Below are 24,100 nucleotides of genomic sequence, written 5' to 3'. Positions count from 1 at the left end.
TCTCGAGGCTCGGGCGGGTGGGGGCGGCGCATCCGCGATGCTGTCACCGCTTCGTCATGGCACTGACGAGTCTCTGTCGCAGGACGGGGATATGAGTCGCGAACCAGAGACATCCGGATGAATATCATGCCCCTTGTGACATTTACCCTGACAGAGCCGACGGATTCCGCAAGCCATTTGCTGTTCGGGGTCCCCGTCGACACGCCGGAACAGACAGTCGAAGGCCTGAGTGTCACCCGAGGCACCTGTCGCGGGCTCCTGAAGGCCCGCAACAGCGGCCAGCAGGCGCTGCTGATCGAGCCGGAGCAAGGTCACGCGGAGGTCACCGTCTCGTTCTCGCCCGCGCCGTCGCGCTTCCCGCCCTGGCTGTTCGCCCCGACGGGCGGCGCCCACGAAACGCCCTCCGGGGACCTGTCGGCCCTCATGCTCGACGTCGTGGCGCAGGCCCCGACACCGGCGGCGCGGGTCGAGGCCGTCGTGCGCCACGTGGACGCCCGCTTTGAATACGGCGTGCGCGAGGTTGGTCTCGCCGACGACACGGCGGCGATGCCGGCTCTCGCCTGTGACACCCATCTGGGCACCTGCGTCGACACGCACAGTTACGCCGTGGCCGCGATGCGCGCGGCGGGCATCGACGCCGCCTACATCAGCGGCCTGTACTTTCCCGACGACACGGATGTGTCGCAGCCCGGCCACTGCTGGTTCGTGGTCGATGCTGCCGGGGCGCCGCACCATTGGGACATCTCGCATCACCTCAAGTATGGCCTCGGTCCGACGACGCCGGCCTACAACCCGAAGCCCGGCACCCGTTTCGCGCTGACGGCCGGCCGCGATCTGGTCTTTGCCGTCGCCGGCCGGCCTGTGTCCGTGAGCATCCTCAAGGGCTTCGTTGATGCAAGCGGCCCGGACGGCCATGCGTTGCCAACAGGTGCCCGGCTCAGTTGAGCGCGGCCGGGAGCCACAGGGCGACCTGCGGGAAGCTGATCACCAGGACAAGGGCGATGACCTGGAGCACCACGAAGGGGATGATGCCCCGGTAGATCATGCCGATGGTCACGCCCTTCGGCGCGATCCCGCGCAGGTAGAACAGCGCGTAGCCGAAGGGCGGCGTCAGGAACGAGGTCTGCAGGTTCACCGCCAGCGCGATTGCGAACCAGATCAGCGTCTGTTCCTTCGGCAGGCCGAAGTCGAGCCCGGCCACCACAGGCGCCACGATCGGCACCACGACCAGCGTGATTTCCACCCAGTCGAGGAAGAAGCCGAGCAGGAACACCAGCGCCATGATCACGAACAGCACCACATAGGGGCTGGTGCCGAGGCTGGAGAACATGTCCAGGATCAGCGTGTCTCCGCCGAGCTTGCGGAACACGACGCTGAACACCGTCGCGCCCATCATCACGAAGAGGATCATGGCCGTGGTCTTCGTCGTGTCGAGAAGCGCGGACCGCAGCACCGCGAGATTGAGCCCGCCCGAGGAGATCGCCAGGATCGTCGCACCAACCGCACCGATGGCCGCCGATTCCGTTGGCGTCGCGATGCCGGCCACGATGGTGCCCAGCACCGCCAGGATCAGCAGCGCCGGGGCAAGCAGATCCTTGGCCAGCGTCCCGAAGGCCCGCCAGAACGGTTGTGCCTCGCCGGTCTCGGCCGCCGGCATGCGGTGCGGCTGGAAGATCGCGACGCCCACGAGATAGAGAACATAGAGCAGGCCGAGCAGCAGGCCGGGACCGACCGCGCCCATGAAGAGTTCCCCCACCGACACGCGCAGCTGGTCACCCAGCACGATCAGCATAATGCTGGGCGGGATCAGGATGCCGAGCGTGCCGCTGGCCGCAATGAGGCCGCAGGAGATCTTCGGGTCGTAGCGGTTGGCCAGCATGGTCGGCAGCGCCATCATGCCCATCAGCACCACAGACGCCCCGATGATGCCGGTGGAAGCCGCCATGACGATGCCGATGATCGCCACGGCAAAGGCATAGCCGCCGGGAACACCCCGGAACACGCCGGCGAGCGATTTCAGCAACCGCTCGGCCACGCCGGAGCGCTCCAGCATCAGACCCATGAAGACGAAGAGCGGGATCGCGATCAGCAGCCAGTTGGTCAGGATGCCGGAGTAGATGCGCGAGACCGAGGTGGAGAGGAACAGCATCGGCACGCCGGCGGCAACCGCGAACAGGATGCCGATTCCGGCCAGCACGAAGGCGACCGGATAGCCGGCAAAGATACCGGCAACGAGCCCGGCCAGCATCAGCAGCGGCCAGATGATTTCGGCGATCATGCCCTGTCTCCCGTCTGGTCCGGCCGGCTGCGCAACGCGCCGAGGGTGGTGAGGATCCGCGCGACGCCGGCGAGCCCGAGCAGCAGGAACGACAGCGGAATGCAGGCCTTGACGATCCAGTAGTCGCGCAGGCCGCCATAGGTGGACGCCTCGCCCGAATTGTAGGAGGCGAGCGCGAACCGGCTGCCGTACCAGACCACGACGGCGCAGAACGGCAGCAGGAACAGGATGTCGCCTGCGAGGTCGATCAGCATCCGGGTGCGGGGCGAAAGGCGGTTGGAGAGAAAGTCGACGTTCACATGCGACCGGTCACGAAAGGCCAGAACGCCGCCGAACAGCGCGATCAGGGCAAAGGCGGACCATTGCAGGTCGAGGAGCGTGTTGGACGTGATGCCCGTGCCAAGCAGCGGGACCGATGTCTGCCAGTCAACCAGCCGGTTGAGACCGACCTGGGCAGCGACGACACCGAGGCAGACGAACAGGATGAGCGGCAGCATCAGCCAGCCGATGACACGACCCGGCCAGCAGGCAAGATCGGTCACGGCCTGGAGAAGGCGAGACATGGCTATGGTCCCCTGAAACGAGAAGGGCAGCGGGAGGGCGAGTGGCAATCACCGCCCCGGGAGGGGCATGACGGGCGGCGGCGTGGCACCGCCCGTCCGGCTCATCCAGCCTCAGCGCGGCAGCGCCTGCAAGTCATTCCATTCGCCGACGCGGGCGACGTAGGCATTCAGCGAGTCGAGCGCTTCCTTGAAGATCGGATCCTTCGCCGCTTCCTCGTTCAGGACTTCCGTCGCCGCCGTCTTCAGGTCGACCAGAACCTGGTCGGGGAACCGCTTCACGGTCACACCGGCCTCACGGATCTTGGCAATGGCGTCGGCCTGGGCATGGATCTGGTTGCCGAGGTTGTAGGCGATGTTCGCCTTGCAGGCCTCGATCATGATCTTCTGCTGCTCCGGCGTGAAGCCGTTCCAGACATCCTTGTTGATGATGATGGAGTCCCAGCTCGACGGCTGGTGCCAGCCCGGGAAGTAGTAGGTCTTGGCGACCTTCTGGAAGCCGAGGCCGAGGTCGAGCTGCGGCGCGGAGAATTCGGTCGCGTCGATGCGGCCGGTTTCCAGCGAGACGTAGATCTCGCCGACGGGCACCAGCTGCGTGTTGGCGCCGAGCTTGGCCAGCGTCTTGCCGCCGAGGCCGGCGATGCGCATGTTGAGGCCCTTGAAGTCCTCGACCGAGGTGATTTCCTTGTTGAACCAGCCGCCGGCCTCGCCCACCACCAGATGGCAGGGGATGATCTGCACGCCATGCGGGTCATAGGCCTTCTGGATGATCTCCAGACCGCCGCCCTCGAACATCCAGCCGAGCGAGACGTCCGGGCTCGGACCAAAGGGCATGGAGCCGACAAGGTTTGCAACCGGGATGGTGCTGGCCCAGTAGCCGATCCAGTCGAAGCCCATCGGGATCGCGCCGGAACTGACCGCGCCGAAGACCTCGAAGGGCGGCACGAAATCGCCGGCACCATGCACCTTGATGTCGATCTCGCCATTGGTCATCAGCTTGACGCGCTCGGCCCAGAGCTGCGGGCTCGGCCCGATCGACGGCACGTTGAGGCCGAACACGCTCTGCAGATCGAAACTCGCCGCCTGGGCCAGGCCGCCGGTCAGGGTCACTCCTGCCATCAGGGCTGCTGCAAATGCTGACTTCATGTTTCTCCTCCCATTGAAGCGCCGCTGCTGCAGCGCCCTTCCTCCGTGTCGGACCGCCCGTATCGGCGATCCATTCGTTAGATATTTTCTAATAGATTTGTCATAGATGAATCATACGTGACTTTCAATGGCCCTTTCGCGGGACCGGCAGCTTGCGTTTGCTGATCAGGTCCAGCGATACAACCAGGCCTGTACTGGCCAGAGCGATGCCACTCCACTGTGTGACCGACGGCCATGCTCCGGTCAGCGGAATGGCGAGCAGGACCGCGAGCGGCGGCACCATCGCGGGAAAGATCGCCGACAGCCCGGGCCCGAGCAGCGCCACCGAGCGCATGTAGGCCAGAAGCGCGAGACAGCCGCCGAGGACACCCTGGAACAGCACCTGCCAAGCCCAGGCCGCCGGCGGGGGAACCTCGTGCGGCAGCAGCAGCCAGAAGGGCGGCAGCACAAGGACAGCAGAGACAAGCGTCACCGCACCGGTGGCCCGCACGGGATCCAGCTGCCAGCGCGCCGACAGGTAGGTGAACACACCCCACAAGGTGCCCGATCCGACGAAGCAGAGGTCCCCCAGCCAGACCGCCACACCGGGCGTCTTGGAGGCTGGCTGCTCCAGCGCCATGGCGATCAAGCCACCCGAGACCAGCAGGAGCCCCGCCATCCGCGCCAGCGGCATCGGCCGCCGGTCGAGAAACACCGACAGCGCGTTGGCGGTGAGCATCGTCATGCCGGGGCTGATCACCACCGCATGCGCAAGCGGGGCAATGCCGTAGCCGGTGTTGATCAGGAGCGTGAAGGGAGGACCAATGCAGACGGTCAGCAGGACCAGTCGCCGGAGCGGCAGACCGCCGGTGATCCAGCTCCAGCGACGCAAGGGCGCACCCGTCGCCTGCGCCCGTCCCGCCGCCGGGGCCTGGCCGGATCTCGGCAGCAGGAGCGGCAGGAACAGGAGCGCGGCGACACAGAAGCGCAGGGTCATCAGGTCGAGGCTGGAGAACCCCCAGGCACGACCGAGGTCGGTACCCGTGTTGTAGACCGCCCAGCAGGCGCAGGCCAGGAGCCCGAAGCCCGCCCCCTGGCGGCGGCCGTCGGGCTCCGGCCCGGTCACGAATTGGCCCCCGACATGTGTCGCGCGGCAATGTAGCCGAAGGTGATGGCCGGTCCGAGCGTGATGCCGCCGCCCGGATAGTTGCCGCCCATGATGCTCGCCGCATCATTGCCGGCCGCATAGAGCCCGGCGATCGGCCGGCGGTCCTCGTCCAGCACCCGCGCGTTCTCGTCCGTCCTCAGTCCGGCGAAGGTGCCGAGGTCGCCGATCACCAGCTTGACCGCATAGAACGGCCCCTTGGCCACCGGCGCGACGCAAGGGTTGGGCCGATGATCCGGGTCGCCCAGCGACCGGTTGTAGGCGGTCGAGCCCTTGCTGAACTCCGGATCGCAACCATGCGCCGCATGCTTGTTGAACTCGCGCACGGTTTCCTCCAGCTGCGCCGGATTGGCGCCGATCTGCGCCGCCAGCTCGCCGAGCGTCCTGCCGCAGAAGAGGTAGCCGGACTTGATGTGCTGCCGGAAGGGCACCGGCGAGGGCTTGGCGTAGCCGAGGCCATACTTGCGGAAGGTGCGGTGGTCCGCGATGAAATAGGCGCAGATCTCGCCGCCCTCCTCCCGGCAGCGGTCATACATCGCCTGGCAGAAATCGTGGTAGCTGTCGGCCTCGTTGACGAAGCGCCGGCCCGAGCGGGTCACGGCGATGATGCCGGGCTTCGAGCGGTCGACGAAATGCGGGAACACGCCCAGCGTGCCATCGGGCTTTGGCGGACGCGACACCGGCACCCAGGCCGCCGGATGCGGCAGGCTGTCGTCGATGCTGGCCCCGACCGCCTCCCCCAGACGCAGGCCATCCCCGGTGTTGCCCGGAGGGGCCGGCGAGACATGCTCGTTGCCGGTCGGCGCATGACGGAAGAGGGCCTTGCGCCGGGTCACGTCCTGCGGGAAGCCGCCACAGGCGAGCACCACGCCGCGGCTTGCCTGCACGGTCACCTCGCCGGTCTCCGTCTCGACAACAGCCCCCGTCACACGGCCGCTGTCGTCATGCGTGAGGCGCTTGACGGCCGCGCGGGTCCAGATCGGCACGCCCTTGTCGAAGCAGGACTTCGCCAGCCGCGCAACCAGCGCATTGCCGTTCATCAGCCGCATGGCGCGGCCATGAAAGAGCTTGTCGCGCAGGAACTTCGCAAACAGCTTGCAGACGAAGAAGGCCGAAACCGGCGACCGGGTCACGTTGAAGAAGTGCAGCAGTTCCTTGCCCGAACCGATCATCATGCCGAGAAAGGTGATCTCGGCCAGCGGCGGGCGCAACCGCTTGATTTCCTTACCGAGCTCACGTCCGTCAAAGGGCCGCGCGACAATCGACCGCCCGCCCGGCATGCCGCCAGGCGCATCGGGATGATAGTCCGCAAAGGTCGGCCCCAGATCGAACTTCAGCTCGGTGTTCTGCTCGAAAAACTCGACCGCCTTGGGCCCGTAGTCCAGGAAGGCATCGATCCGCGCGGCGTCGAAATGCTTGCCGGTCTCATGCTGCAGATAGGTGCGCGCCCGCGCCGCGCTGTCCTCGACCCCTGCACGGCGGGCGGGGCCATTGCCCGGGATCCACATCCATCCGCCGGAGCGGGCCGACGTGCCGCCGAAGACCGGCTCCTTCTCGACCACGAGAACCTTCAGGTTGCGATGGGCGGCAGCAACAGCGGCCGACAGGCCGCCGGCGCCCGAGCCCACCACAAGCACATCACAGACATAGGTGGCATCTTGCATCTTGTCGTCTTCCTGTCCGGGCATTCTTGAAAGTTCAGGCGCAGAGGTAGCCGCCGTCCACGGGCAGGACGGCACCGGTCACGTAGCTGGCGAGATCCGAGGCAAGGAACAGCACCGGACCGGCGAGTTCCTCCGGCTGCCCCACCCGTCCCAGCGGCGTGTGCGCCATGAAGCGGTCGATGGCCGCCGGATTGGCGCGGGTTGCTTCGGTCATGGGCGTCGCGATCACCCCCGGGGCGATGGCGTTGACGCGCACTCCGTGCGGAGCAAGATCATGCGCCAGCGCCTTGGTGAACTGGGCAAGAGCCCCCTTGCTCGCCGCATAGGCGGCAAGGCCAGGTCCGGCCGAAAAGGCCATGATCGAGGCCAGGTTGATGATGGATCCGCGCGTCTGCGTCAGGTCGGGCAAGAACACCCGCACCATGTTGCGCGCGCCCTCGACATTGACCCGGAAGACCTGCTCCCAGCCCGCCTCGAAGCCGTCCTCGAACACGCTCTGGCGACGGATGACGCCAGCGTTGTTGACCAGAACCGAGGCTGGCCCCGACCAGCGGCGCACGTCGGCCGCAAAGCGCGCGCAGGCGGCGGCATCGGCCACATCAACACCCGCTGCGTAGACCTGAGCGCCGAGGGAAGAGAGGTCGGCAGCAACACCAGCCACGGCGACCTCGTTGATGTCGCAAAGCGCCAGAACGGCACCCGCGGCAGCCAGCCCTTCGGCAATTGCCTTGCCGTTGCCCTGGGCGGCTCCGGTCACGACGCAGACGCGCCCTTCAATCCCCCGCATGTTCACTCCAATAGTTTTATAATTGCTAATTGTTTTGCATATAACGAATTTATCCGCAAGCCCGTCAAGGGGTTTGCTGCGCAAGGATGACGCAACGGCGAAAGCCCGGCGCAGCTTCTGGCGCCAGGCAAGGATCAGGACAAAAAGGGAGAAAGAGCCGGTCAGTCCGGCAGGGAGAGCGCCTGCCCGGCAAAGCCGAGGCCACGCGAAACCCGCAGGGCTGTCTCCTGCAGCAGGCGCAGATGCGGACTGTCGGGTGCGGTATCGAGCGAGCGCGCAGCACCGATGAGCGTCAGCGCCATCTGGATCTGTCCGGCATGATCAAGCACGGGGGCTGACAGCGCATTGACGCCGGGCACGGGCGTCGGATCCACGCTGGCATAGCCAGCCCGACGGATCGCAGCCAGATCGGCGGGGGACAGGTCCATGAGACGCCCGACCCGGCCACTCCCCGGCCGTTCGTCGCGCTCGCGCCGGATCGCGGCCTTGACCAGACGTTCCGGTAGATAGGCGGCAAAGATGCGCCCGCTGGCCGTGCCGGTCAGCGAATAGACCGTCCCCGCCCGCGTGTTGATGTGGACCTGATCAGGCCCCTCCAGAACCTGCACGACCGTGGCCCCGAACCCGCCCCAGACGACCAGGGCAACAGCCAGCTGCGTCTCCTCCGACAGGCCGACGGCGGCAGCCTGGCCAAGCCGGATCGGATCGACGCTGCGCATGCGGGTGATGCCGAAATCAAGCGCGGCCGGCCCCAGCCGGTACCGCGCGGACCCGGGCTCCTGCTCGACGAGCCCGAGCGTGCCGAGGCTGATCAGATAGGCGTGGGCCTGGGCCGGCGACAGTCCGGCCAGCCGCGCCAGATCACGCAGCATCAGCGCCGCGTCCTGTGCAGCGAGGATCTCAAGGAGGCCCGCGCCGACCTCGACGGAATTGACCCCGCGTCCCTTGTCCGTCACGACCGCCGCCTCCTCGTCGAAGACTGCATCTCGTCGCGCGTACCTGCGACGGCATCCGACTGCAGCGCCGCTTCGGCCTCAGCGCAGATCTCAAGCAGCCGCCCACGCGCAGCGCGTCCAGCTTCGTCGTCAAGGGCAAGCCGGGCACCCGAGGCGACCAGCGTCAAGACGGCGAACAGCGTTCCAGCCGCATCCCGCACCGGCGCCGCAACGGCGCTGACGCCCGGCACTGGCTCATCGCTGACCGCCGCATAGCCGCACCGATGGACATCATTCGCAGCCTGGCCGTCACCGGCGAACGCGCCGAACACACGGCCCGTCGCCGTTCCCTCAGGGGCATAGACCGTTCCCATGCGGATGTTGACGTTGAGCGTTTCCACGCCGTCGTGCCGGTGGATCACGGTCGCGCCCTGCGGCCCGGCGACCGTGACGGTCACCATCAGCCCGAGTTCCGTGCCAAGCCGCGTCGCCGCACCGATCACCTGCCGATAGGCCGGGATTGTCCGCAGGCGCGCCATCGCCAGCCGTACGGCAAAGGGCCCCATGAGATAGCGGCCCGTCTCGGGATTCTGCTCGACGAACCCCGCACGCTTCAGGCTGGCAAGATAGGCATGCGCCTGCGCCGGCGCGAGATCGGCATCCGCAGCCAGATCCTTCAGCATCATCGGCTGTGCCCGCCGCATCAGCGCGCCCAGAATTCGCCCGCCGATTTCGACCGACTGGATGCCCCGCCTCTTCTCGCTCACCCGGTCTCCCCCCACTGTCCGCAAATACCTAAGCCGCGCTCTCGACAAAGGCAATGCGCCGTCAGGCTCTTGATGCTGTCGGCGCGGCTGCCTGCTGCACCGCACCATCCCCGATCAACGCCAATGACTTGACAAAATCCCGCCATCGTAATTAGTTCGCTCATAGAACGAATAAATAGACGACCAGCAGAGCGGGTTCTTCCCTTGAGCGACACCCCGAGCATTTCCCGGCAGTTTTCCCTGTGCATGGTCATGGAAACGATCGTGCATTGCGGACCGATCTCGCGGGCCAGCATCGCCAAGCAGACCGGGCTGTCGAAACAGACGATCTCCGAGATTGCCCGCCAGCTTGAGGAAGACGGCTGGATCCGCGAGACCGGGCGGACCAGCGGCCATGTCGGGCGCACCGCCATCACCTACGAAATCGTCCCCGACGCCGCCTGCATCGCCACCATCGACCTCGGCGGCCGCAAGCTGCGCGCAGCCATTGCGGATCTTGCCTGCAACGTTCTGGCCGAGGTGACCGAGCCGACCGATCCGCGCGGGGGCCGGCATGTCGTCGACCAGATGGCCCGGCTTGCCCGCAGCGCCGCCGATCACAACGGCATTCCGCAGGACCGCATCCGCCTTGCCATTGTCGGCGTGCCGGGAGCGCCCGACCAGACCACTGGCCGCGTGCTGATGTCGCCCAACATCCCCGGTCTGGACGAATTCGACGTGCGCGGAGCCTTGTCCGGCCTGATCGGCACCGAGGTCATTCTCGAGAACGACGTCAACCTGGCCGTGATCGGCGAGCACTGGGCCGGCAGCGCCACCGGCATCGAGGACCTCGCCTATGTCGCCATCGGCACCGGCATTGGTGCCGGCGTCATGGTGGGCGGCGAGCTTGTGCGCGGCGCGGGCAATGCCGCCGGCGAGCTTGGCTTCCTGCCGCTCGGATCGGATCCGTTCGAGCCGGCTTCGCTCAAGGTCGGCGCGCTGGAACGGGCAGCGGCGACGGCAGGCATCTGCGCGCGCTACGCCAGCCTCACCGGCCGCAGCGCCGATGTGCCCGACATCTTCGCCGCAGCCGCCCGGGGCGAGATCGCCGCTGGCCAGGTCCTGGACGAGACCGCGCGCAATCTGGCCCTGACCATCGCCGTGCTGACGGCCGTCACCAACCCCGGCCGGGTCATTCTCGGTGGCTCCATCGGCAGCCGCAGCGAGCTGGTCGAGCGCATCCGGGCACTTCTGCCGCTGTGTTCGCCGGCCCCGGTCGAGATCGGAGTCTCGTCGCTCGGGTCACGGGTCACGCTGGTCGGTGGCGCAGCCATCGGGCTCAGCCATCTGCACGCCGCCCTGTTCTCGGGCGGGGTGCCGGGCGCGCAGATCAGCCTGCCCCCGGCCCGCGTCGGCCAGGCACCGGCCTCGACTTCAACCGCCACACCCCCCACTGCCGCCGCGCCCTCCGCTCGCCGGGGATGACATCGCAGGAACCTGACCAGATGACGGATGTGACCGCCCTCTCCGACCGGCTGCGCGCCGCTCTTGATAGAGACCAAGCCCTCGCGCTGCTGCGCGGCGCAGTCGCCTGCAATTCGATCACCGGCAACGAGGCCGACATGGTCGCGTACCTGAAGCCCGAAATGCAGCGGTTGGGCCTCGCGCCACAGACGGCAGACTTCCGGCCCGGCCGCCCGAACATCTGGGGCGAGCGGAAGGGCACGGGCACCGGCCCCCGCCTCCTCTTCATGGGGCACACGGACACGGTACATGTGAAGGGCTGGGCCGAGAAATGGGCCGGGACCGAGCGCGAGAACCCCTTTGGCGGTGCGCTGGTCGATGGCGAGATCTGGGGCCGCGGCACCGGCGACCTGAAGGCCGGCATATGCACCAGTCTCGCCGCCCTCGACCTCCTCGACCGTGCCGGGATCAACCTTGCCGGCGATGTTGCCTATGCCTTTGTCGGTGACGAGGAAAGCGGTGAGGAAGGCACCGGCGTCAGCGCGGGCGTCGAGGCCTACACGCGTCTGGTCGAGACGGGCACGGTCGCCCGTCCGGACTTCGCCGTCTATGTCGAGCCGACGCAACTCAACGTCTTCACCGCCCAGATGGGCTTCTTCATCGCCGATCTGACCCTGACCGGACGATCAGCCTATTTCGGCGTGCCGGAACAGGGCATCGACGCCTTGAAGGCCGCGCACCGGCTGCAGACGGCCCTCTTTGCCCATTCGGATGCAATCGCCATCCGGGCGGAACATCCGCTTGTTGGCCGCGCCTTCCTGCTGATCACGCATCTGGAGGCCGGCGGATACATTGCCGTTCCGGGAACCTGCCGTCTCTCCCTGATCCGCAAGCTGCTGCCGGGCGAAAGCCTCGACGCGGCGGTGGCGGAGTTCGAGACGGCGGCCCGCGACAGTCTCGCGAGAACCGGTGTCAGCCTCGACATCCGCTATCCGGCCGGCCGGGACCACGCCTTTGGCGGCTCACCCGCCGAGATCGACCCGGAACATCCGGCCGCCCGGCTGATGTCCGCCGCCGTCAGGGCCGCAGCCCCGGACCGGGGCACCATCGCCGGGGCGCCCTACTGGTCGGAATCGCCGTTCCTGATCAACCGCCTTGCCTGCCCGGCGATCTATTGCGCCCCGGGCGACATCAGCACCTGCCACACCCTCGAGGAACGGGTGAACGTGGCGGACTACCTCAGCGGCATCGTCGCCTTTGCCAGCTTCATTGCCGCCTATTGCGGTGTTCAGGGCACCTGACACCACACCAGTCGTACAGTAACGGGAGGAACTGACATGACCTTGACCAAGCTTCTCGGCGCGCTTTCCGTAGCCGCCCTTCTTGCATCCACACCGGCCCTGGCCCAGACCACCGGCCCGAAAGGCGAGACCGCCGTCGCCTCCAGCACCGTCACCGTCAGCGACGCCCAGGCAGCCAAGCTGAAGACGGGCGGGCACAAGGCCGCCCTGCTGTGGCATGACCAGTCCGACTTCGTGAACGCGGTCACCGCCGGCGCATCGGACGAATTCGCCCGCCTCGGCATCGAGGTCGTCGCCACCACCAGCGCCGGTTTCGACGCGGCCAAGCAGCGCTCCGACATCGAGACGGCGCTCGCCAAGAAGCCGAACATCGTGCTCGCCCTGCCGCTGGATCCGGTCACCTCGGCGGCCGCCTTCAAGGAAGCCAAGGAGGCGGGCGTGAAGCTTGTCTTCCTGTCCAACCTGCCGAAGGACTACGTCCATCCGGCCGACTATGCGGCCATCGTCACCGACGACCTGTTCCAGATGGGCAAGCAGGCCGCCGACGCGCTGGCCAAGTCCATGGGTGGCAAGGGCACGGTCGGCTGGATCTATCACGACGCCGACTATTACGTGACCAACCAGCGCGACAACGCCTTCAAGTCGACCATCGAGAAGGACTATCCGGACATCAGGATCGTGGCGGAAGAGGGCATTTCCGACCCGGCCCGCGCCGAGGAAATCGCCAATGCGATGCTGCTGAAGAACCCGGATCTCGGCGGCATCTATGTCACCTGGGCCGGACCGGCCGAAGGCGTGCTCGCAGCGCTCCGCGCCAACGGCAACAAGACCACCAAGATCGTCACCCTCGACCTGTCCGAGCCGATTGCCCTCGACATGGTGAAGGGCGGCAATGTCGCCGCCATCGTCGCCGACGAGGCCTATGAGCTCGGCCGCGCCATGGCGGCCACCGGAGCCCTCGCCCTGCTGGGCGAACCGACCCCGGCCTTCATCGTCGCCCCGGCGGTCACCGCCAATGCCGACACGGTCGCCGAAGCCTGGCAGCAGTCGCTGCGCAAGGACGCGCCCAAGAGCGTGCTGACCGCGAAGTAAGCTCACGACTGCGCCCGGCCCTCGTCGCGCGGCCGGGCGCCTGTCCCTTCCCTGACAACAGGCCTTCAACGGGCCCGGCAAGGCCGGTCCGGAAACGGAACTCCCATGTCCACCACCACGTCCCTGAAGCCGGTCGCCCGGGTGCCGCTCACGTCGCGGCTGGAGCCGCAGCAATTCGTGCTTTACCTCGGCTTTGCGGCCATCTTCCTGTTCTTCGCCGTCACGCTGGCCGATGACGGCTTCCTGACGACGCGCAACCTCTCCAACATCGTGCTACAGACGGCGCCGGCCACCGTGATGGCCATCGGCCTCGTCTTCGTGCTCTCCGCCGGCGAGATCGACCTGTCCTTCGGCTCCATCGTCGCCGTTTCCGCCCTGTCGGCTGCCGTCGTCATGCAGGAGCACTCGCTTCTTCTGGGCGTGCTGGCCGGACTGGGCGCAGGCGTTGCCATCGGCTGGCTCAACGGCATGCTCGTGGCCTATCTCGGCCTGCCATCCTTCCTGGTCACGCTGGCCACCATGGGCCTCTTCGCCGGCCTTGCCCGCTCGATGACCGACCTGCGCTCGATCCCGGTCGTCAACGAGGCCTTCACCGGCTTCTTCGGCTCCGGCAGCCTGTTCGGCATTCCCTCGCTGATCCTGTGGACCCTGGGGGCCGTCATCGTCGGCCACATCGTCTACCGCGAAACCCGCTTCGGCGCACATGTGGTCGCAACCGGAGACAATGCCCGCGCCGCCCAGGTCTCCGGCATCAAGGTGCCGCGCCTGCGCCTCACCGTCCTGATGCTGAGCGGGCTCTGCGCCGGTCTCGCCGGGCTGCTCTATGCCGGCCGCCTGCAGGCCGCCAAATACACGCTCGGCGAAAGCGACCTGATGACGGTGATTGCCGCCGTCATCGTCGGCGGCACGGCGCTGAATGGCGGCAAGGGCACCATCGTCGGTGCGCTCGTCGGCTCGCTGCTGATGGGCATGCTCAACAACGGCCTCATCCTGATGGGTCTGTCCGTCTCCGACCAGATGATCGTGCGCGGCCTCATCATCCTCGTTGCCGTCGCCATCTCGCTGCGCGACACCACCCGATAGAAGGAACCCGGATCATGTTTCTCGACCTTCTGCGCCGCCGCAACCCGGCCTTCGTCGAAGCGGCCATGGCCCTGCACCGGGCCGGACAGATCCCCGCCAACGCCTATGTGCTCGACCTCGACACGGTGGAAGACAACGCCCGCCTGTTCAAGGCAGAAGCCGACCGCCATGGCCTGAAGGTCTTCGCCATGACCAAGCAAGTCGGGCGCAACAGCGGCTTCTCGCGCGCCGTCCTGCGTGGCGGCATCGACCGGGCGGTTGCCGTCGACATGGCCTGTGCGATTGCCTGCCACAAGGCGGGCCTGAAGACCGGCCACCTCGGCCACCTCGTCCAGGTGCCGCGCTTCGAGGCCGCCATGGCCGCCCGCGACCTTCAGCCGGACTACTGGACCGTTTTCAGCGACGACAAGGCGGCGGAAGCTGCCGCCGCGGCCAAGGCCGCCGGTCGCACGCAGAACCTGATGGCGCGCATCCACACCGCCGGTGACACGTTCTACAAGGGGCATGAAGGCGGCTTCCCGGCCGAGGACATTGCCGCTGTGGCCGACCGGCTCGACGCGCTGGACGGCGCGCGCTTCGCCGGCCTCACCTCCTTCCCGGCGCTGCTCTATGACAACGCCACACGCTCGGTGAAGCCGACGCACAATCTCACGACGCTTGCCCGCGCTGCCGACGCCCTGCGCAAGGCCGGCCGCGCCGAGGTGGAGATCAACGCCCCCGGCACCACCTCCTCCGCCGTGCTGCATCACCTTGCCAATGCCGGCGCGACCCAGTGCGAACCGGGCAACGGCCTGCACGGCACCACGCCGCTGCACGCGCTGGAAGACCTGCCGGAGCGTCCGGCCGTGCTCTACCTCACCGAGGTCTCGCACCTGCACCAGGGCCGCGCCTACTGCTTCGGCGGCGGTCTCTATATCGATCCGGTGTTCCCCGACTACGGCCTCAAGGCCCTTGTGTCGGCGGAGCCCACCGTGGCCGATGCCGCACTGCGCCCGGTCGAGATCCCGCCGCCCTCGGCCATCGACTATTACGGCATGATCGACTGTGCCGGGCATCCGGCCCCCAGGAGCGGCGACACCGTGGTCTTCGGCTTCCGCGGCCAGGCCTTCGTCACGCGTGCCTACATCGTCGGCGTCCGTGGCATCGCCTCCGGCGCGCCTCGGGTCGAGACCATCGAGAACATCTTCGGTCAGGCAGAGCCCTGGCCCAACCTGAGCTGACCGCCATGACGGACAAGACCGAGACGGCCCTCACCCATGGCCGGCCGATGCTGGAACTGACCAACATCCACAAGGCCTTTGGCGGCGTCGTCGCCATCGAGGACTTTTCCCTGACCGTCCGCGCCGGCGAGATCGTCGCTCTTGTCGGCGACAATGGCGCCGGCAAGTCGACGCTGATCAAGATCATCTCCGGCGTCTACACGCCCACCTCCGGCTCCATCGCGCTGGACGGCGCTCCGGTGCAGTTCTCCGATGCGAGTTCTGCAAGAGCGAGCGGCATCGAGGTGGTCTATCAGGATCTGGCGCTGGCCGACCATCAGCCGGTCTACATGAACCTGTTCCTCGGCCGCGAGAAGACCAAGCCCCCGTTCGGCCTTCTCGACCGCAAGGCGATGATGCAGGAAACCCAGGCGCTGGTGGACGAACTGGATGTGCGCATCCCCTCTGCCCGGGCCACCATCAAGGATCTCTCCGGCGGCCAGCGCCAGGGCATCGCCATCGCAAGGGCCACGCACTGGGCGAAGAAGCTGGTGCTGCTCGACGAGCCGACGGCCGCACTTGGCGTTGCCGAAACGGCCAAGGTGGAGAAGATCGTCGAGGCCCTGCGCGCCCGGGACCTTGCGATCCTCATCATCAGCCACAGCCTCGACCAGGTCTTCCGCCTCTCCGACCGCATCTGCGTGCTGCGCCGGGGCAAGCAGATCGGCATCCGCGAGACAGCGAAGACAGACAAGAACGAGATCGTCTCCATGATCACCGGCGTTCACTGAGCGACTGCACGGGAGGGCGCCACGCTGCTGTGGCGCCCTCCCTTCTGCAAGGTCTCGACCTCGCCACCGTCAACCCGGCCCAGCGAAGCGCCGAGCCGGGACGACGATGGAGGGCTTGTCAGCGGTTTGACGGCCCCATCGGTGTGGCGCCCTCTTTCCCTAGCGTGTCAGCCGCAGGTAGAGCTTGGGCAGCCGGTCGGGGAGCGCGGTGACGCGGTCGATCTGGATCACGTTCTGGCGTCCGAAGATCCGTGACAGATAGGTGTCTCCCGTGCGGTCCAGCCCGACGCAGAACACGTCGATCCCGGCACCGGCTGCTTCCTGCACGGCCTTGCGCGCGTCCTCCACCAGATGCTTCGGATCGCTGATATCGATGTCCGACGGTTCGCCGTCGGTGATGATCAGCACCAGCCGGCGATGCGTCGCCATCGGCTGGATGTCGCGCGTGGCCATGCGCAGGGCCCCGCCCATGCGGGTCGACAGGCCCGGCCTCAAGCCCGCCAGCCGCGCCTTGGCCCGCGTGTCGAAGGCTTCGCCGAACCGCTTGATGCGGTGATAGCGCAGGTCCTCCCGACCATCCGAGTGGAAGGCGGCAAGGGCGAAGGGATCGCCGGCCTCGGCCATCGCTGCGGCCAGATGGGCTGCCGCCTCGCGAAGGATGGAGAACACCGAGACCGGCGAACCGTCGATCGTGTCCTTGGTGGATTCGGAGATATCCAGGAGCACGAGAACCGAAAGATCGCGGGAATTGAGGGTGCGGGTCTCGTAGACCCGCGTGTCGGGGGCGTGCCCCCCGGCCAGATCGATGCGCGCCCGAAGCGCAGCCTCCAGATCGAGCCGGTCGCCTTCGGCCTGGCGGCGCAGCCGCACCGGCTGGCCCGCGCGCGCCTGCCGGATCAGCGCACTGGTCCGCCGCACCAGGTCCGGACGCTCTGAGAGGAGCCGGTCGATGATGGCCGCCGGCGCCATTCGCGACGGATGTTCCATCACCTGCACCCAGTCCGGCCGGTGCCGATGGCTGACCGCATCCCATTCCGGCAGCCGGCACAGCGGGAACGCCGCCTCGGGATCGGCTTCGGTCAGCCGCACCGGACTGACCTCGTCCCCCCCGTCTTCGGTGCGGCGGCGGTCAGGCTCCTCGGTCTGCGTTTCCCGCTGCTCGATGCGCACGGAAATGGAGATTTCGTCCGGAGCCCCCTGCTCCTGGTCCGGCAGGTCGAACTGCCACAGACCCTGATTGTCATCGCGGTAGAGCGGCTGCACCGCATAGGTCTTGGAATTGAACTGGAGCCGCATCTGGCCGAGATCATTGCCGAGCCCGCTGCCGATCCGCCGGAGCACATCCGGGTCGTCCCAACTGTCCCGCGCCTCGCGGAAGGCCGCGCGCCCCTTCTGCACGAAGGGATCAGGATCCTCGTGGTCGGGGTCAGCCAGGACCCGCGCCAGCCGCGCCAGCAAGGCTTCTGCCGTCCCCCCTTCGGCCGGCGCGGTGTGGAACGGCAGCCACAGTCGGTTGAGCCCGGGGTACTGTGCAAGCGCCAGATGCTCGGCCCGCGCATCCTCAAGGAGCGAGATCAGCGCGATCTGCAACGGCTTCAGCGCCTTGGCCGGACGCGGCCGACCGGAATGCGCCAGATGCGCGCCCATGTGCAGGGCCGCTGCCTTGATGAGGGTGACGGCCGCCTCCCCCCGCACGCCGCGATAGGCATCGGGCAGGAACAGGATGCGGCCATCGAAGCTGGACCGGCGGGCGGTCTGGGCCCCGCCCGCCGGTGAAGGGCGGATCACGGGCTCGACCGACCAGAGCGCCGTGACCAGACCCTTGAGACGTGGCTCCAGCCGGGCAAGCGGCACATCGGCCGCCTCGCGCAGGAGGAGCGTTTCGGCCCGCGGATCGCGGAAGGAAAACAGGGCCTGTCGCAGGTCATCCCGGCCTGCCGCAAGGTCGATCAGCGCCCCGACAAAGCCGGCAAGACCGCGTGCACCCAGCCGGCCGAGGAGATGATCGGTCTCACCTGCAAACGCGGCGAGGCTCTCCGGCGCGCGCTCGGCCACATCGGCGACCACCGCAAGCCAGGCCGAAAGATCATCCGCATCGCTCAACCAGCGCAGCGCGCGCGGCACGGCAGCCAGGACCAGCGTTGCATCGCCGCCGCGCCCCCGTCGACCGAGGTCGCTGGCCAGATCGAGGAGCCGGGCGAGCGGCTCCGCGCCGGCCCGGTCGAGCAGCGCCGGGGCTGCCGCCGCCAGCGCGCGCCGCTGCAGGCTCGCAGGCTGGAACCGGACGCAGAAGGTGGCGGCCGCCCGCTCCAGCGCCGCCCGATCCTCCACCGGCACGCGCGCCGTCAACCCGGGCAGCAGCCGGTCCGTCGCGGATCCGGCAGACGCAGCGAGGGTCAGCGGGTCCGGCCTGTCCGCCTCTGCCAGTTGGGTCATCCCGGCCACCCTCTCACTGGCACGCCGCAATGGCGTCCGTCAGGCTGGCCCGCAGGTCCGGGTCGTCGGTAATGGGCAGGACCAGCGCCATCTGGCAGGCGGCGGTGAGCGAGATGCCGCGCGCCATCAGGCGCCCGGCCTGGATCAGCATGCGCGTCGAGGCGCCTTCATCAAGGCCATGGCCCTTCAGGTTGCGCGAGCGGTCGGCGACCTTCACGAGAAGCGTGGCCGTGGCCTCGTCGATGCCGGCCTCGCGCGCCACGATCCGGGCCTCGCGTGCGGCATCGGGATAGGTGAAGTCCAGCCCGACGAAGCGCTGCTTGGTGGATTCCTTGAGGTCCTTCAGCACGCTCTGGTAGCCCGGGTTGTAGGAGATCACGAGCTGGAAGTCGGGATGGGCGCGCACCAGCTCGTTCTTCTTGTCGAGCGGCAGGATGCGACGGTCGTCGGTCAGCGGATGGATGACAACGGTCGTGTCCTGGCGCGCCTCGACAATCTCGTCGAGATAGCAGATCGCGCCGTGGCGCACGGCCAACGTCAGCGGGCCGTCGTGCCAGACGGTGCCGTCCGCGTCGAGCAGGAACCGCCCGACCAGATCGGACGCGGTCATGTCCTCGTGGCAGGCGACGGTCACCAGCGGCCGGCCGAGCCGCCAGGCCATGTGCTCGATGAACCGCGTCTTGCCGCAGCCGGTCGGCCCCTTGATCATCACCGGCTGGCGCAGGGCATGGGCGGCGGTGAAGAGCTCGATCTCGTCCGCCTGCGGGGCGTAGAAGGGTTCGTCGGCAAGGAAATACGGGGTCAGGACCATCGTCTGGCTCACTCGGGACTGCAATCTTGAAAAAGGCCGGCGGCGGATGGGACGCCGCCGGCAAGTTGATCAGCGGTGGACAGGAGTCTTTTCGTTCGGGATGCCGTCGATCGGGCATTCGGCGGTGCCGGCAGTGGACCGGGTCATGGCCTCGACCATCTCGCGGGTGCCCTCCGGATCGCTGATCCACTTCTGGTAGAAGTCATAGGGGCAGGCCGCGACGCCCTTGGAGCTTTCACCGGAGTTGATCATGCCGGTGTAGCCACGGTGGACGAGCTTGTAGAGGTGGTTCTGCGACTGCATGTTGCGCCGCGCGTCGCGGATCAGCGAGACGGAGAGCTGCGCATACTGGATGCCGTATTCTTCCTCGCCGCACTCGCCGAGCGTCCGGCCGTCGAAGCCGACGATGGCGGAATGGCCGAAGTAGGAATAGACGCCATCGAAGCCGGCGGCATTGGCCACGGCCACATAGACGTTGTTGGCGAAGGCCATGGCCTTGGAGATGATGATCTGCTGCTCCTTGGCCGGATACATGTAGCCCTGGCAGCGGACGATCAGCTCGGCGCCCTTCATGGCACAGTCGCGCCAGATTTCCGGATAGTTGCCGTCATCGCAGATGATCAGCGAGATCTTCATGCCCTTCGGGCCTTCCGACACGTAGGTGCAGTTGCCCGGATACCAGCCCTCGATCGGCACCCACGGCATGATCTTGCGGTACTTCTGGACGATCTCGCCCTTGTTGTTCATCAGGATGAGGGTGTTGTAGGGCGCCTTGTTCGGGTGCTCCTCGTGCCGCTCGCCGGTCAGCGAGAACACGCCCCAGACATTGGCCTTGCGGCAGGCTTCCGCGAAGATGGCGGTTTCCTCGCCCGGCACCTGCGAGGCGGTCTCGTACATCTCCTTGCTGTCGTACATGATGCCGTGGGTCGAATATTCCGGGAAGATCACGAGATCCATGCCCGGCAGCCCGATCTTCATGCCTTCGACCATCGCCGCGATCTTGCGGGCATTCTCGAGCACTTCGGCCCGGGTGTGCAGGCGGGGCATCTTGTAGTTGACCACCGCCACGCCGACGGTGTCGTTGCTGCTGGAAATATCGCCGTGAAGCATGCTGGTTCCTCCGGTGGGTGGATGCGGGACCCTCGCGTGTCGTTGAAATCGGGCCTGGTCGCCTCAGACCGCCATGTGGCGGTGCACGAGGTCGTCGGTCAGCCCTGCGATGGGTCCGGATGCGACCACGCGTCCCTTTTCCAGGATCGCGAAGTCGGTGCTGGCGCGCCGTGCGAACGGAATGTTCTGTTCGACGAGCACGATGGTGATGCCGAAACGCCGGTTCAGCGACAGGATCGCCTCCTCGATCAGTTCGACGATGTTGGGCTGAATGCCCTCCGCCGGCTCATCCAGCAGGATGATGCGCGGGTCGGTCATCAGCGCCCGGGCGATGGCCAGCTGTTGCTGCTGGCCGCCCGAAAGGTTGCCCCCGGCGCGGTTGCGGAACTCGCGCAGGATCGGGAACATGTCGAAGACGAGCGCCTCCAGCTCCTTGCCGCGGTCGCTGGTGCGGGCAAAGCCGCCGAGCTGGAGGTTCTCGTAGACGGTGAAGCGCGGCAGGATGCCTCGTCCCTGCGGCACGTAGCCGATGCCGGCCCGCGCCCGCTCGTGCGTCGGCAGGCGGTTGATGTCCTTGCCGTCGAGCCGGATTGCCCCGTCCGTGCGGTCAAGCAGACCCAGCATGGCGCGCATCAGCGTGGTCTTGCCGACGCCGTTGCGCCCCAGAACCGACAGGAACGTTCCCGTGGGCACGGTCAGGTCGATGCCCTGCAGGGCGCGCGAGTTGCCGTAGAAGCCGTCGAGTTTGCTGATCTCAAGCACCGTGGATCCCCATCGAACCGAGGTAGACTTCGCGCACGCGCTCGTTGGCGCTGATCTCGTCCGCCGTGCCTTCGGCGAGCAGCGAGCCCTGGTGCATCACCGAGAGCACGTCGCCGATGTCGCGCACGAAGCCCATGTCGTGCTCGACGACGATGATCGTGTGCTTGCCCTTGAGGCGGTTGCAGATGTCGGCGGTCTTGCGCGTTTCCTGCGCCGTCATGCCGGCGGTCGGCTCGTCGAGCAGGATGAGCTCGCTGTCCTGGGCCAGCAGCAGGGCAATCTCCAGCCACTGCGTCTGGCCATGCGACAGGTTGGCCGCCGGCTCGTCGAGCTGGTCGGCAAGGCCGACGAACTCCGCCAGATGCTCGAGCCCCTCGCCCGAGCGCCCGCCGCGGAACAGGTTGGCCATCACCCCGGGCTTGCGGCACAGGGCAACCTCGAGGTTGTCGCGAACGGTCAGCTGGCGGAACACACTCGGCACCTGGAACTTGCGCCCCACGCCGGCCCGGGCGATCTGGTAATCCTCCATGGCCGCCAGGTTGCGACCGTCGAGCCGGATCTCGCCGCTGAGGGCCCGCGTCTTGCCGCAGATCAGGTCGAGCGCCGTGGTCTTGCCGGCGCCGTTGGGGCCGATCAGGCAGCGCAGCTCGCCCTTGTTGACGCTGAGGTTGAGGTTGTTGACCGCGCGGAAGCCGTTGAAGCTGACGCAAAGGTCGACGAGCTGGAGATGAACCTGGCTCATGCCTTGTCTCCCGTCTTCTGGGTCGAGGCCTCGGCAAGGGCCGGCCGCAGGCCGTTGGCGGACGATGCCTTCGGCCGCGGTGACAGCCGGTTGCGGATGAGCGTGACGAGACCGGCAAGACCATTGGGGAGGAACAGCACCACCAGCACGAAGGTGGCGCCCATCACCAGCGTCCAGGTGTCGAGGAAGGCCTCCGTCTCGGACAGGGCACCCTGCATCCCGGCGATCAGGATCGCTCCCAGCATGGCGCCAAGCAGGCTCTGGCGACCGCCGACGGCGCACCAGATGACGATGGAGAGCGACAGCGGCACGCCAAGGAAGGTCGGCGAGGCAAACTCCATCACCACGGTGTAGAGCATGCCCGCCAGTCCGGCGACGGCGGCCGACACGGCCATGGCGAGGATCTTGAACGCGGCGACGTCATAGCCAAAGAAGCGGACCCGGCGCTCGTCGTCGCGGATGGCCTGGAAGATGAGGCCGGCCTTGCTCCGCGTCACCGCCAGGCAGCCGAACAGCGAGACCGTCAGGCAGGTGGCGACGAGATAGTAGGTCGTTGCGGAATAGGCATCGAATTCAAAGCCGAACAGGTCAAGCTGGGCCAGGTCGGTGATGCCGTTGAAGCCGCCGGTGACACTCTGCATGTCGACGATCAGGAGGTTGGCGACAACCAGCGCCGCCAGCGTGATGATGGCGACGAACACGCCGGTGATCCGGCCCCGGAACATGAACCATCCGAGCGCGGCCGCCACCAGCACCGGCACGAGGATCCCCGCCAGGATGGCGAAGGTCATCGACTGGAACGGGACCCAGAAGAGCGGCAGCCGCTCGACATTGTTCCAGACCATGAAGTCCGGCAGGCCTTCCGAGCCGGTGTGCACCGGCACGGTGCGCAGCTTCAGCGCCATGGCCATGCAGTAGGAGCCGAGACCGAAGCTGAGCGCCTGGCCAAGGTTGAGGATGCCGGCATAGCCCCAGGACAGGGCCAGCGCCATGGCCACCATGCCGAGCACCAGGTACCGGGCAATGCGGTTCAGCAGGAAGTCGTCGTCAATGGCGAGCGGCACGAGGAAGATCAGCAGGCAGACCGCGGCATAGACGGCAATCTGCAGGCGTCCGTCGCGGACCGAGTCCGGAAGCCGGGCGGACGGGGAAGACACATGGGCCATGGGTTCAGCTCCGGACCTTGGTGACGAAGAGGCCCTGCGGGCGGAAACGGATGAGGACGATGATGGCGAGCAGCACCAGCGCCTTGGCGATCGTGTCGTTCGACACGTAGGCCAGCACGCCGGACATCTGGCCAAGCAGGGCGGCGCTCGCGACGGTGCCGAAGAGGCTCTGCACGCCCCCGAGGACAACCACGAAGAAGGCGTCGACCACATAGGCCCCGCCCATTTCCGGGCTGACGCTCTTCAGCGGTGCCACCAGCGCGCCGGCCAGACCGGCCAGACCCGCGCCATAGGCAAAGGTCAGGCTGTAGACCTTGTCGGCATTGACGCCGAAGCACATGGCGGTGTTGCGATCCTGGACCACGGCGCGCAGGCGGGTGCCGAAGGAGGTGCGGAACATCAGCGCCCAGGTTGCGGCGAAGAGCGCGGCGACGAAGACGAAGATGAAGACGCGGTAGGACGGAACGCTGACGCCGAGGATCGAGACGGTGTCGGAGAAGATCTCCGGCATGCCGACGTAACGCAGCTCCCCGCCGGCGGACAGGCGGATCACCTGCTGCAGCACCACGCCGATGCCCCAGGTCGCCAGCAGCGTGTCGAGGGGTCTTGCGTAGAGGAAGCGGATCACGCCCCGTTCGGTCGCCCAGCCGAAAGCGCCCACGCCGAGAAAGATGAAGACCAGACTGGAGAGCAGGTCCAGCCCGAACACGCTGTTGAGCGCCCAGGCACCATAGGCTCCGAGCATGACGAACTCGCCATGGGCCATGTTGATGACGCCCATCGAGCCATAGATGATCGCCAGGCCCAGCGCGACGAGCAGCAGGATGGATCCGATGCTGAGGCCGGTGATGACTTGTTGAAGAATGAAATCCACGGGCGCGCT

General features: G+C 67.3%; 22 protein-coding genes. 7 read left to right on the top strand and 15 right to left on the bottom strand.

The window, feature by feature from the left end; translation table 11 throughout:
- Positions 1-126: 126 nt before the first annotated feature.
- Complete coding sequence (locus GWI72_RS16530) at positions 127-945, top strand: transglutaminase-like domain-containing protein (RefSeq protein WP_161709376.1); 819 nt, start codon at positions 127-129, stop codon at positions 943-945.
- On the opposite strand, the gene GWI72_RS16525 is transcribed toward GWI72_RS16530, so the two are convergent.
- The 8 genes from GWI72_RS16525 to GWI72_RS16490 all read right to left on the bottom strand — a co-directional run bounded on the left by GWI72_RS16525 (position 938) and on the right by GWI72_RS16490 (position 9,281).
- Positions 938-2,278 carry a TRAP transporter large permease gene (locus tag GWI72_RS16525; RefSeq protein ID WP_161709375.1) on the bottom strand — a complete coding sequence of 447 codons (1,341 nt, stop codon included), beginning with the start codon at positions 2,276-2,278 and terminating at the stop codon, positions 938-940. The two genes, GWI72_RS16530 and GWI72_RS16525, sit on opposite strands and share 8 nt — an antisense overlap.
- On the bottom strand, positions 2,275-2,841 hold the full coding sequence (locus GWI72_RS16520; RefSeq protein WP_161677131.1) for a TRAP transporter small permease subunit: 567 nt from the start codon (positions 2,839-2,841) through the stop codon (positions 2,275-2,277). The genes GWI72_RS16525 and GWI72_RS16520 overlap by 4 nt, the downstream gene beginning before the upstream one ends.
- A 111-nt stretch (positions 2,842-2,952) precedes the next feature.
- Positions 2,953-3,984 (bottom strand): TRAP transporter substrate-binding protein, encoded by a 1,032-nt coding sequence (locus GWI72_RS16515; RefSeq protein ID WP_161677132.1) that lies wholly within the window; start codon positions 3,982-3,984, stop codon positions 2,953-2,955.
- Positions 3,985-4,108: 124 nt separating this feature from the next.
- Positions 4,109-5,089, bottom strand: coding sequence for an EamA family transporter (locus tag GWI72_RS20395; protein WP_161709374.1), 981 nt, complete (start codon positions 5,087-5,089; stop codon positions 4,109-4,111).
- The gene (locus GWI72_RS16505; protein WP_209000160.1) at positions 5,086-6,816 is read right to left on the bottom strand and encodes an FAD-dependent oxidoreductase; all 1,731 of its coding nucleotides are present in this window, start codon (positions 6,814-6,816) and stop codon (positions 5,086-5,088) included. Before GWI72_RS16505 ends, GWI72_RS20395 begins: the two co-directional genes overlap by 4 nt.
- 10 nt (positions 6,817-6,826) lie before the next feature.
- The gene (locus GWI72_RS16500) at positions 6,827-7,579 is read right to left on the bottom strand and encodes an SDR family NAD(P)-dependent oxidoreductase (RefSeq protein ID WP_161709372.1); all 753 of its coding nucleotides are present in this window, start codon (positions 7,577-7,579) and stop codon (positions 6,827-6,829) included.
- 161 nt (positions 7,580-7,740) lie between these two features.
- Positions 7,741-8,535, bottom strand: coding sequence for an IclR family transcriptional regulator domain-containing protein (locus tag GWI72_RS16495; RefSeq protein ID WP_161677136.1), 795 nt, complete (start codon positions 8,533-8,535; stop codon positions 7,741-7,743).
- Positions 8,532-9,281 (bottom strand): helix-turn-helix domain-containing protein, encoded by a 750-nt coding sequence (locus tag GWI72_RS16490; protein WP_161709371.1) that lies wholly within the window; start codon positions 9,279-9,281, stop codon positions 8,532-8,534. Before GWI72_RS16490 ends, GWI72_RS16495 begins: the two co-directional genes overlap by 4 nt.
- 204 nt (positions 9,282-9,485) lie before the next feature.
- On the opposite strand from GWI72_RS16490, the gene GWI72_RS16485 reads away from it, so the two are divergent.
- The 6 genes from GWI72_RS16485 to GWI72_RS16460 all read left to right on the top strand — a co-directional run bounded on the left by GWI72_RS16485 (position 9,486) and on the right by GWI72_RS16460 (position 16,190).
- Complete coding sequence (locus GWI72_RS16485) at positions 9,486-10,745, top strand: ROK family transcriptional regulator (protein ID WP_161709370.1); 1,260 nt, start codon at positions 9,486-9,488, stop codon at positions 10,743-10,745.
- A gap of 20 nt (positions 10,746-10,765) precedes the next feature.
- Positions 10,766-12,025, top strand: a complete 1,260-nt coding sequence (locus tag GWI72_RS16480) for a M20 family metallopeptidase (protein ID WP_161709369.1) — start codon at positions 10,766-10,768, stop codon at positions 12,023-12,025.
- A 36-nt stretch (positions 12,026-12,061) separates the two neighbouring features.
- Positions 12,062-13,117 carry a substrate-binding domain-containing protein gene (locus GWI72_RS16475; protein ID WP_161677140.1) on the top strand — a complete coding sequence of 352 codons (1,056 nt, stop codon included), beginning with the start codon at positions 12,062-12,064 and terminating at the stop codon, positions 13,115-13,117.
- Between the two features lie 105 nt (positions 13,118-13,222).
- Positions 13,223-14,200, top strand: a complete 978-nt coding sequence (locus tag GWI72_RS16470) for an ABC transporter permease (RefSeq protein ID WP_161709368.1) — start codon at positions 13,223-13,225, stop codon at positions 14,198-14,200.
- A gap of 14 nt (positions 14,201-14,214) precedes the next feature.
- Entirely contained in the window at positions 14,215-15,420 is a 1,206-nt protein-coding gene (locus tag GWI72_RS16465) for an alanine racemase (protein WP_161709367.1), read from the top strand.
- A gap of 5 nt (positions 15,421-15,425) precedes the next feature.
- Positions 15,426-16,190, top strand: a complete 765-nt coding sequence (locus GWI72_RS16460; RefSeq protein WP_161677143.1) for an ATP-binding cassette domain-containing protein — start codon at positions 15,426-15,428, stop codon at positions 16,188-16,190.
- A gap of 159 nt (positions 16,191-16,349) precedes the next feature.
- Here the strand turns inward: GWI72_RS16460 and GWI72_RS16455 are convergent, their stop codons facing one another.
- The 7 genes from GWI72_RS16455 to urtB all read right to left on the bottom strand — a co-directional run bounded on the left by GWI72_RS16455 (position 16,350) and on the right by urtB (position 24,091).
- Positions 16,350-18,626, bottom strand: coding sequence for a VWA domain-containing protein (locus GWI72_RS16455; RefSeq protein WP_161709366.1), 2,277 nt, complete (start codon positions 18,624-18,626; stop codon positions 16,350-16,352).
- Between the two features lie 13 nt (positions 18,627-18,639).
- A complete protein-coding gene (locus GWI72_RS16450) occupies positions 18,640-19,437 on the bottom strand; it encodes a CbbQ/NirQ/NorQ/GpvN family protein (protein ID WP_161709365.1) in 798 nt (265 codons plus the stop codon).
- Between the two features lie 69 nt (positions 19,438-19,506).
- Positions 19,507-20,547 carry an aliphatic amidase gene (locus GWI72_RS16445; protein WP_161677145.1) on the bottom strand — a complete coding sequence of 347 codons (1,041 nt, stop codon included), beginning with the start codon at positions 20,545-20,547 and terminating at the stop codon, positions 19,507-19,509.
- A gap of 63 nt (positions 20,548-20,610) precedes the next feature.
- Positions 20,611-21,309 carry an urea ABC transporter ATP-binding subunit UrtE gene (gene urtE, locus GWI72_RS16440; protein WP_161677146.1) on the bottom strand — a complete coding sequence of 233 codons (699 nt, stop codon included), beginning with the start codon at positions 21,307-21,309 and terminating at the stop codon, positions 20,611-20,613.
- Positions 21,302-22,051 (bottom strand): urea ABC transporter ATP-binding protein UrtD, encoded by a 750-nt coding sequence (gene urtD / locus GWI72_RS16435; protein ID WP_161677147.1) that lies wholly within the window; start codon positions 22,049-22,051, stop codon positions 21,302-21,304. The genes urtE and urtD overlap by 8 nt, the downstream gene beginning before the upstream one ends.
- Positions 22,048-23,217 carry an urea ABC transporter permease subunit UrtC gene (urtC, locus tag GWI72_RS16430; protein WP_161677148.1) on the bottom strand — a complete coding sequence of 390 codons (1,170 nt, stop codon included), beginning with the start codon at positions 23,215-23,217 and terminating at the stop codon, positions 22,048-22,050. Before urtC ends, urtD begins: the two co-directional genes overlap by 4 nt.
- Positions 23,218-23,221: 4 nt before the next feature.
- Positions 23,222-24,091, bottom strand: a complete 870-nt coding sequence (gene urtB, locus GWI72_RS16425) for an urea ABC transporter permease subunit UrtB (RefSeq protein ID WP_179959532.1) — start codon at positions 24,089-24,091, stop codon at positions 23,222-23,224.
- Positions 24,092-24,100 lie beyond the last annotated feature (9 nt).

The organism is Pannonibacter sp. XCT-53, assembly GCF_009915765.1.
GTDB classification, from domain to species: Bacteria; Pseudomonadota; Alphaproteobacteria; order Rhizobiales; family Stappiaceae; genus Pannonibacter; species Pannonibacter tanglangensis.
Note: the sequence above shows the minus strand (reverse complement) of the source record. Positions and strands in the feature narration are given on the sequence as shown.

What these genes read in the sequence shown, in the direction of transcription:
- GWI72_RS16505 (WP_209000160.1), bottom strand. Translation starts at nt 6,816, where the DNA reads ATGCCCGGACAGGAAGACGACAAGATGCAAGATGCCACCTATGTCTGT.
- GWI72_RS16455 (WP_161709366.1), bottom strand. Translation starts at nt 18,626, where the DNA reads ATGACCCAACTGGCAGAGGCGGACAGGCCGGACCCGCTGACCCTCGCT.
- GWI72_RS16520 (WP_161677131.1), bottom strand. Translation starts at nt 2,841, where the DNA reads ATGTCTCGCCTTCTCCAGGCCGTGACCGATCTTGCCTGCTGGCCGGGT.
- GWI72_RS16525 (WP_161709375.1), bottom strand. Translation starts at nt 2,278, where the DNA reads ATGATCGCCGAAATCATCTGGCCGCTGCTGATGCTGGCCGGGCTCGTT.
- urtC (WP_161677148.1), bottom strand. Translation starts at nt 23,217, where the DNA reads ATGGCCCATGTGTCTTCCCCGTCCGCCCGGCTTCCGGACTCGGTCCGC.
- GWI72_RS16530 (WP_161709376.1), top strand. Translation starts at nt 127, where the DNA reads ATGCCCCTTGTGACATTTACCCTGACAGAGCCGACGGATTCCGCAAGC.
- urtD (WP_161677147.1), bottom strand. Translation starts at nt 22,051, where the DNA reads ATGAGCCAGGTTCATCTCCAGCTCGTCGACCTTTGCGTCAGCTTCAAC.
- GWI72_RS16470 (WP_161709368.1), top strand. Translation starts at nt 13,223, where the DNA reads ATGTCCACCACCACGTCCCTGAAGCCGGTCGCCCGGGTGCCGCTCACG.
- GWI72_RS16480 (WP_161709369.1), top strand. Translation starts at nt 10,766, where the DNA reads ATGACGGATGTGACCGCCCTCTCCGACCGGCTGCGCGCCGCTCTTGAT.
- GWI72_RS16445 (WP_161677145.1), bottom strand. Translation starts at nt 20,547, where the DNA reads ATGCTTCACGGCGATATTTCCAGCAGCAACGACACCGTCGGCGTGGCG.
- GWI72_RS16460 (WP_161677143.1), top strand. Translation starts at nt 15,426, where the DNA reads ATGACGGACAAGACCGAGACGGCCCTCACCCATGGCCGGCCGATGCTG.
- GWI72_RS16465 (WP_161709367.1), top strand. Translation starts at nt 14,215, where the DNA reads ATGTTTCTCGACCTTCTGCGCCGCCGCAACCCGGCCTTCGTCGAAGCG.
- GWI72_RS16500 (WP_161709372.1), bottom strand. Translation starts at nt 7,579, where the DNA reads ATGCGGGGGATTGAAGGGCGCGTCTGCGTCGTGACCGGAGCCGCCCAG.
- GWI72_RS16515 (WP_161677132.1), bottom strand. Translation starts at nt 3,984, where the DNA reads ATGAAGTCAGCATTTGCAGCAGCCCTGATGGCAGGAGTGACCCTGACC.
- GWI72_RS16450 (WP_161709365.1), bottom strand. Translation starts at nt 19,437, where the DNA reads ATGGTCCTGACCCCGTATTTCCTTGCCGACGAACCCTTCTACGCCCCG.
- GWI72_RS16475 (WP_161677140.1), top strand. Translation starts at nt 12,062, where the DNA reads ATGACCTTGACCAAGCTTCTCGGCGCGCTTTCCGTAGCCGCCCTTCTT.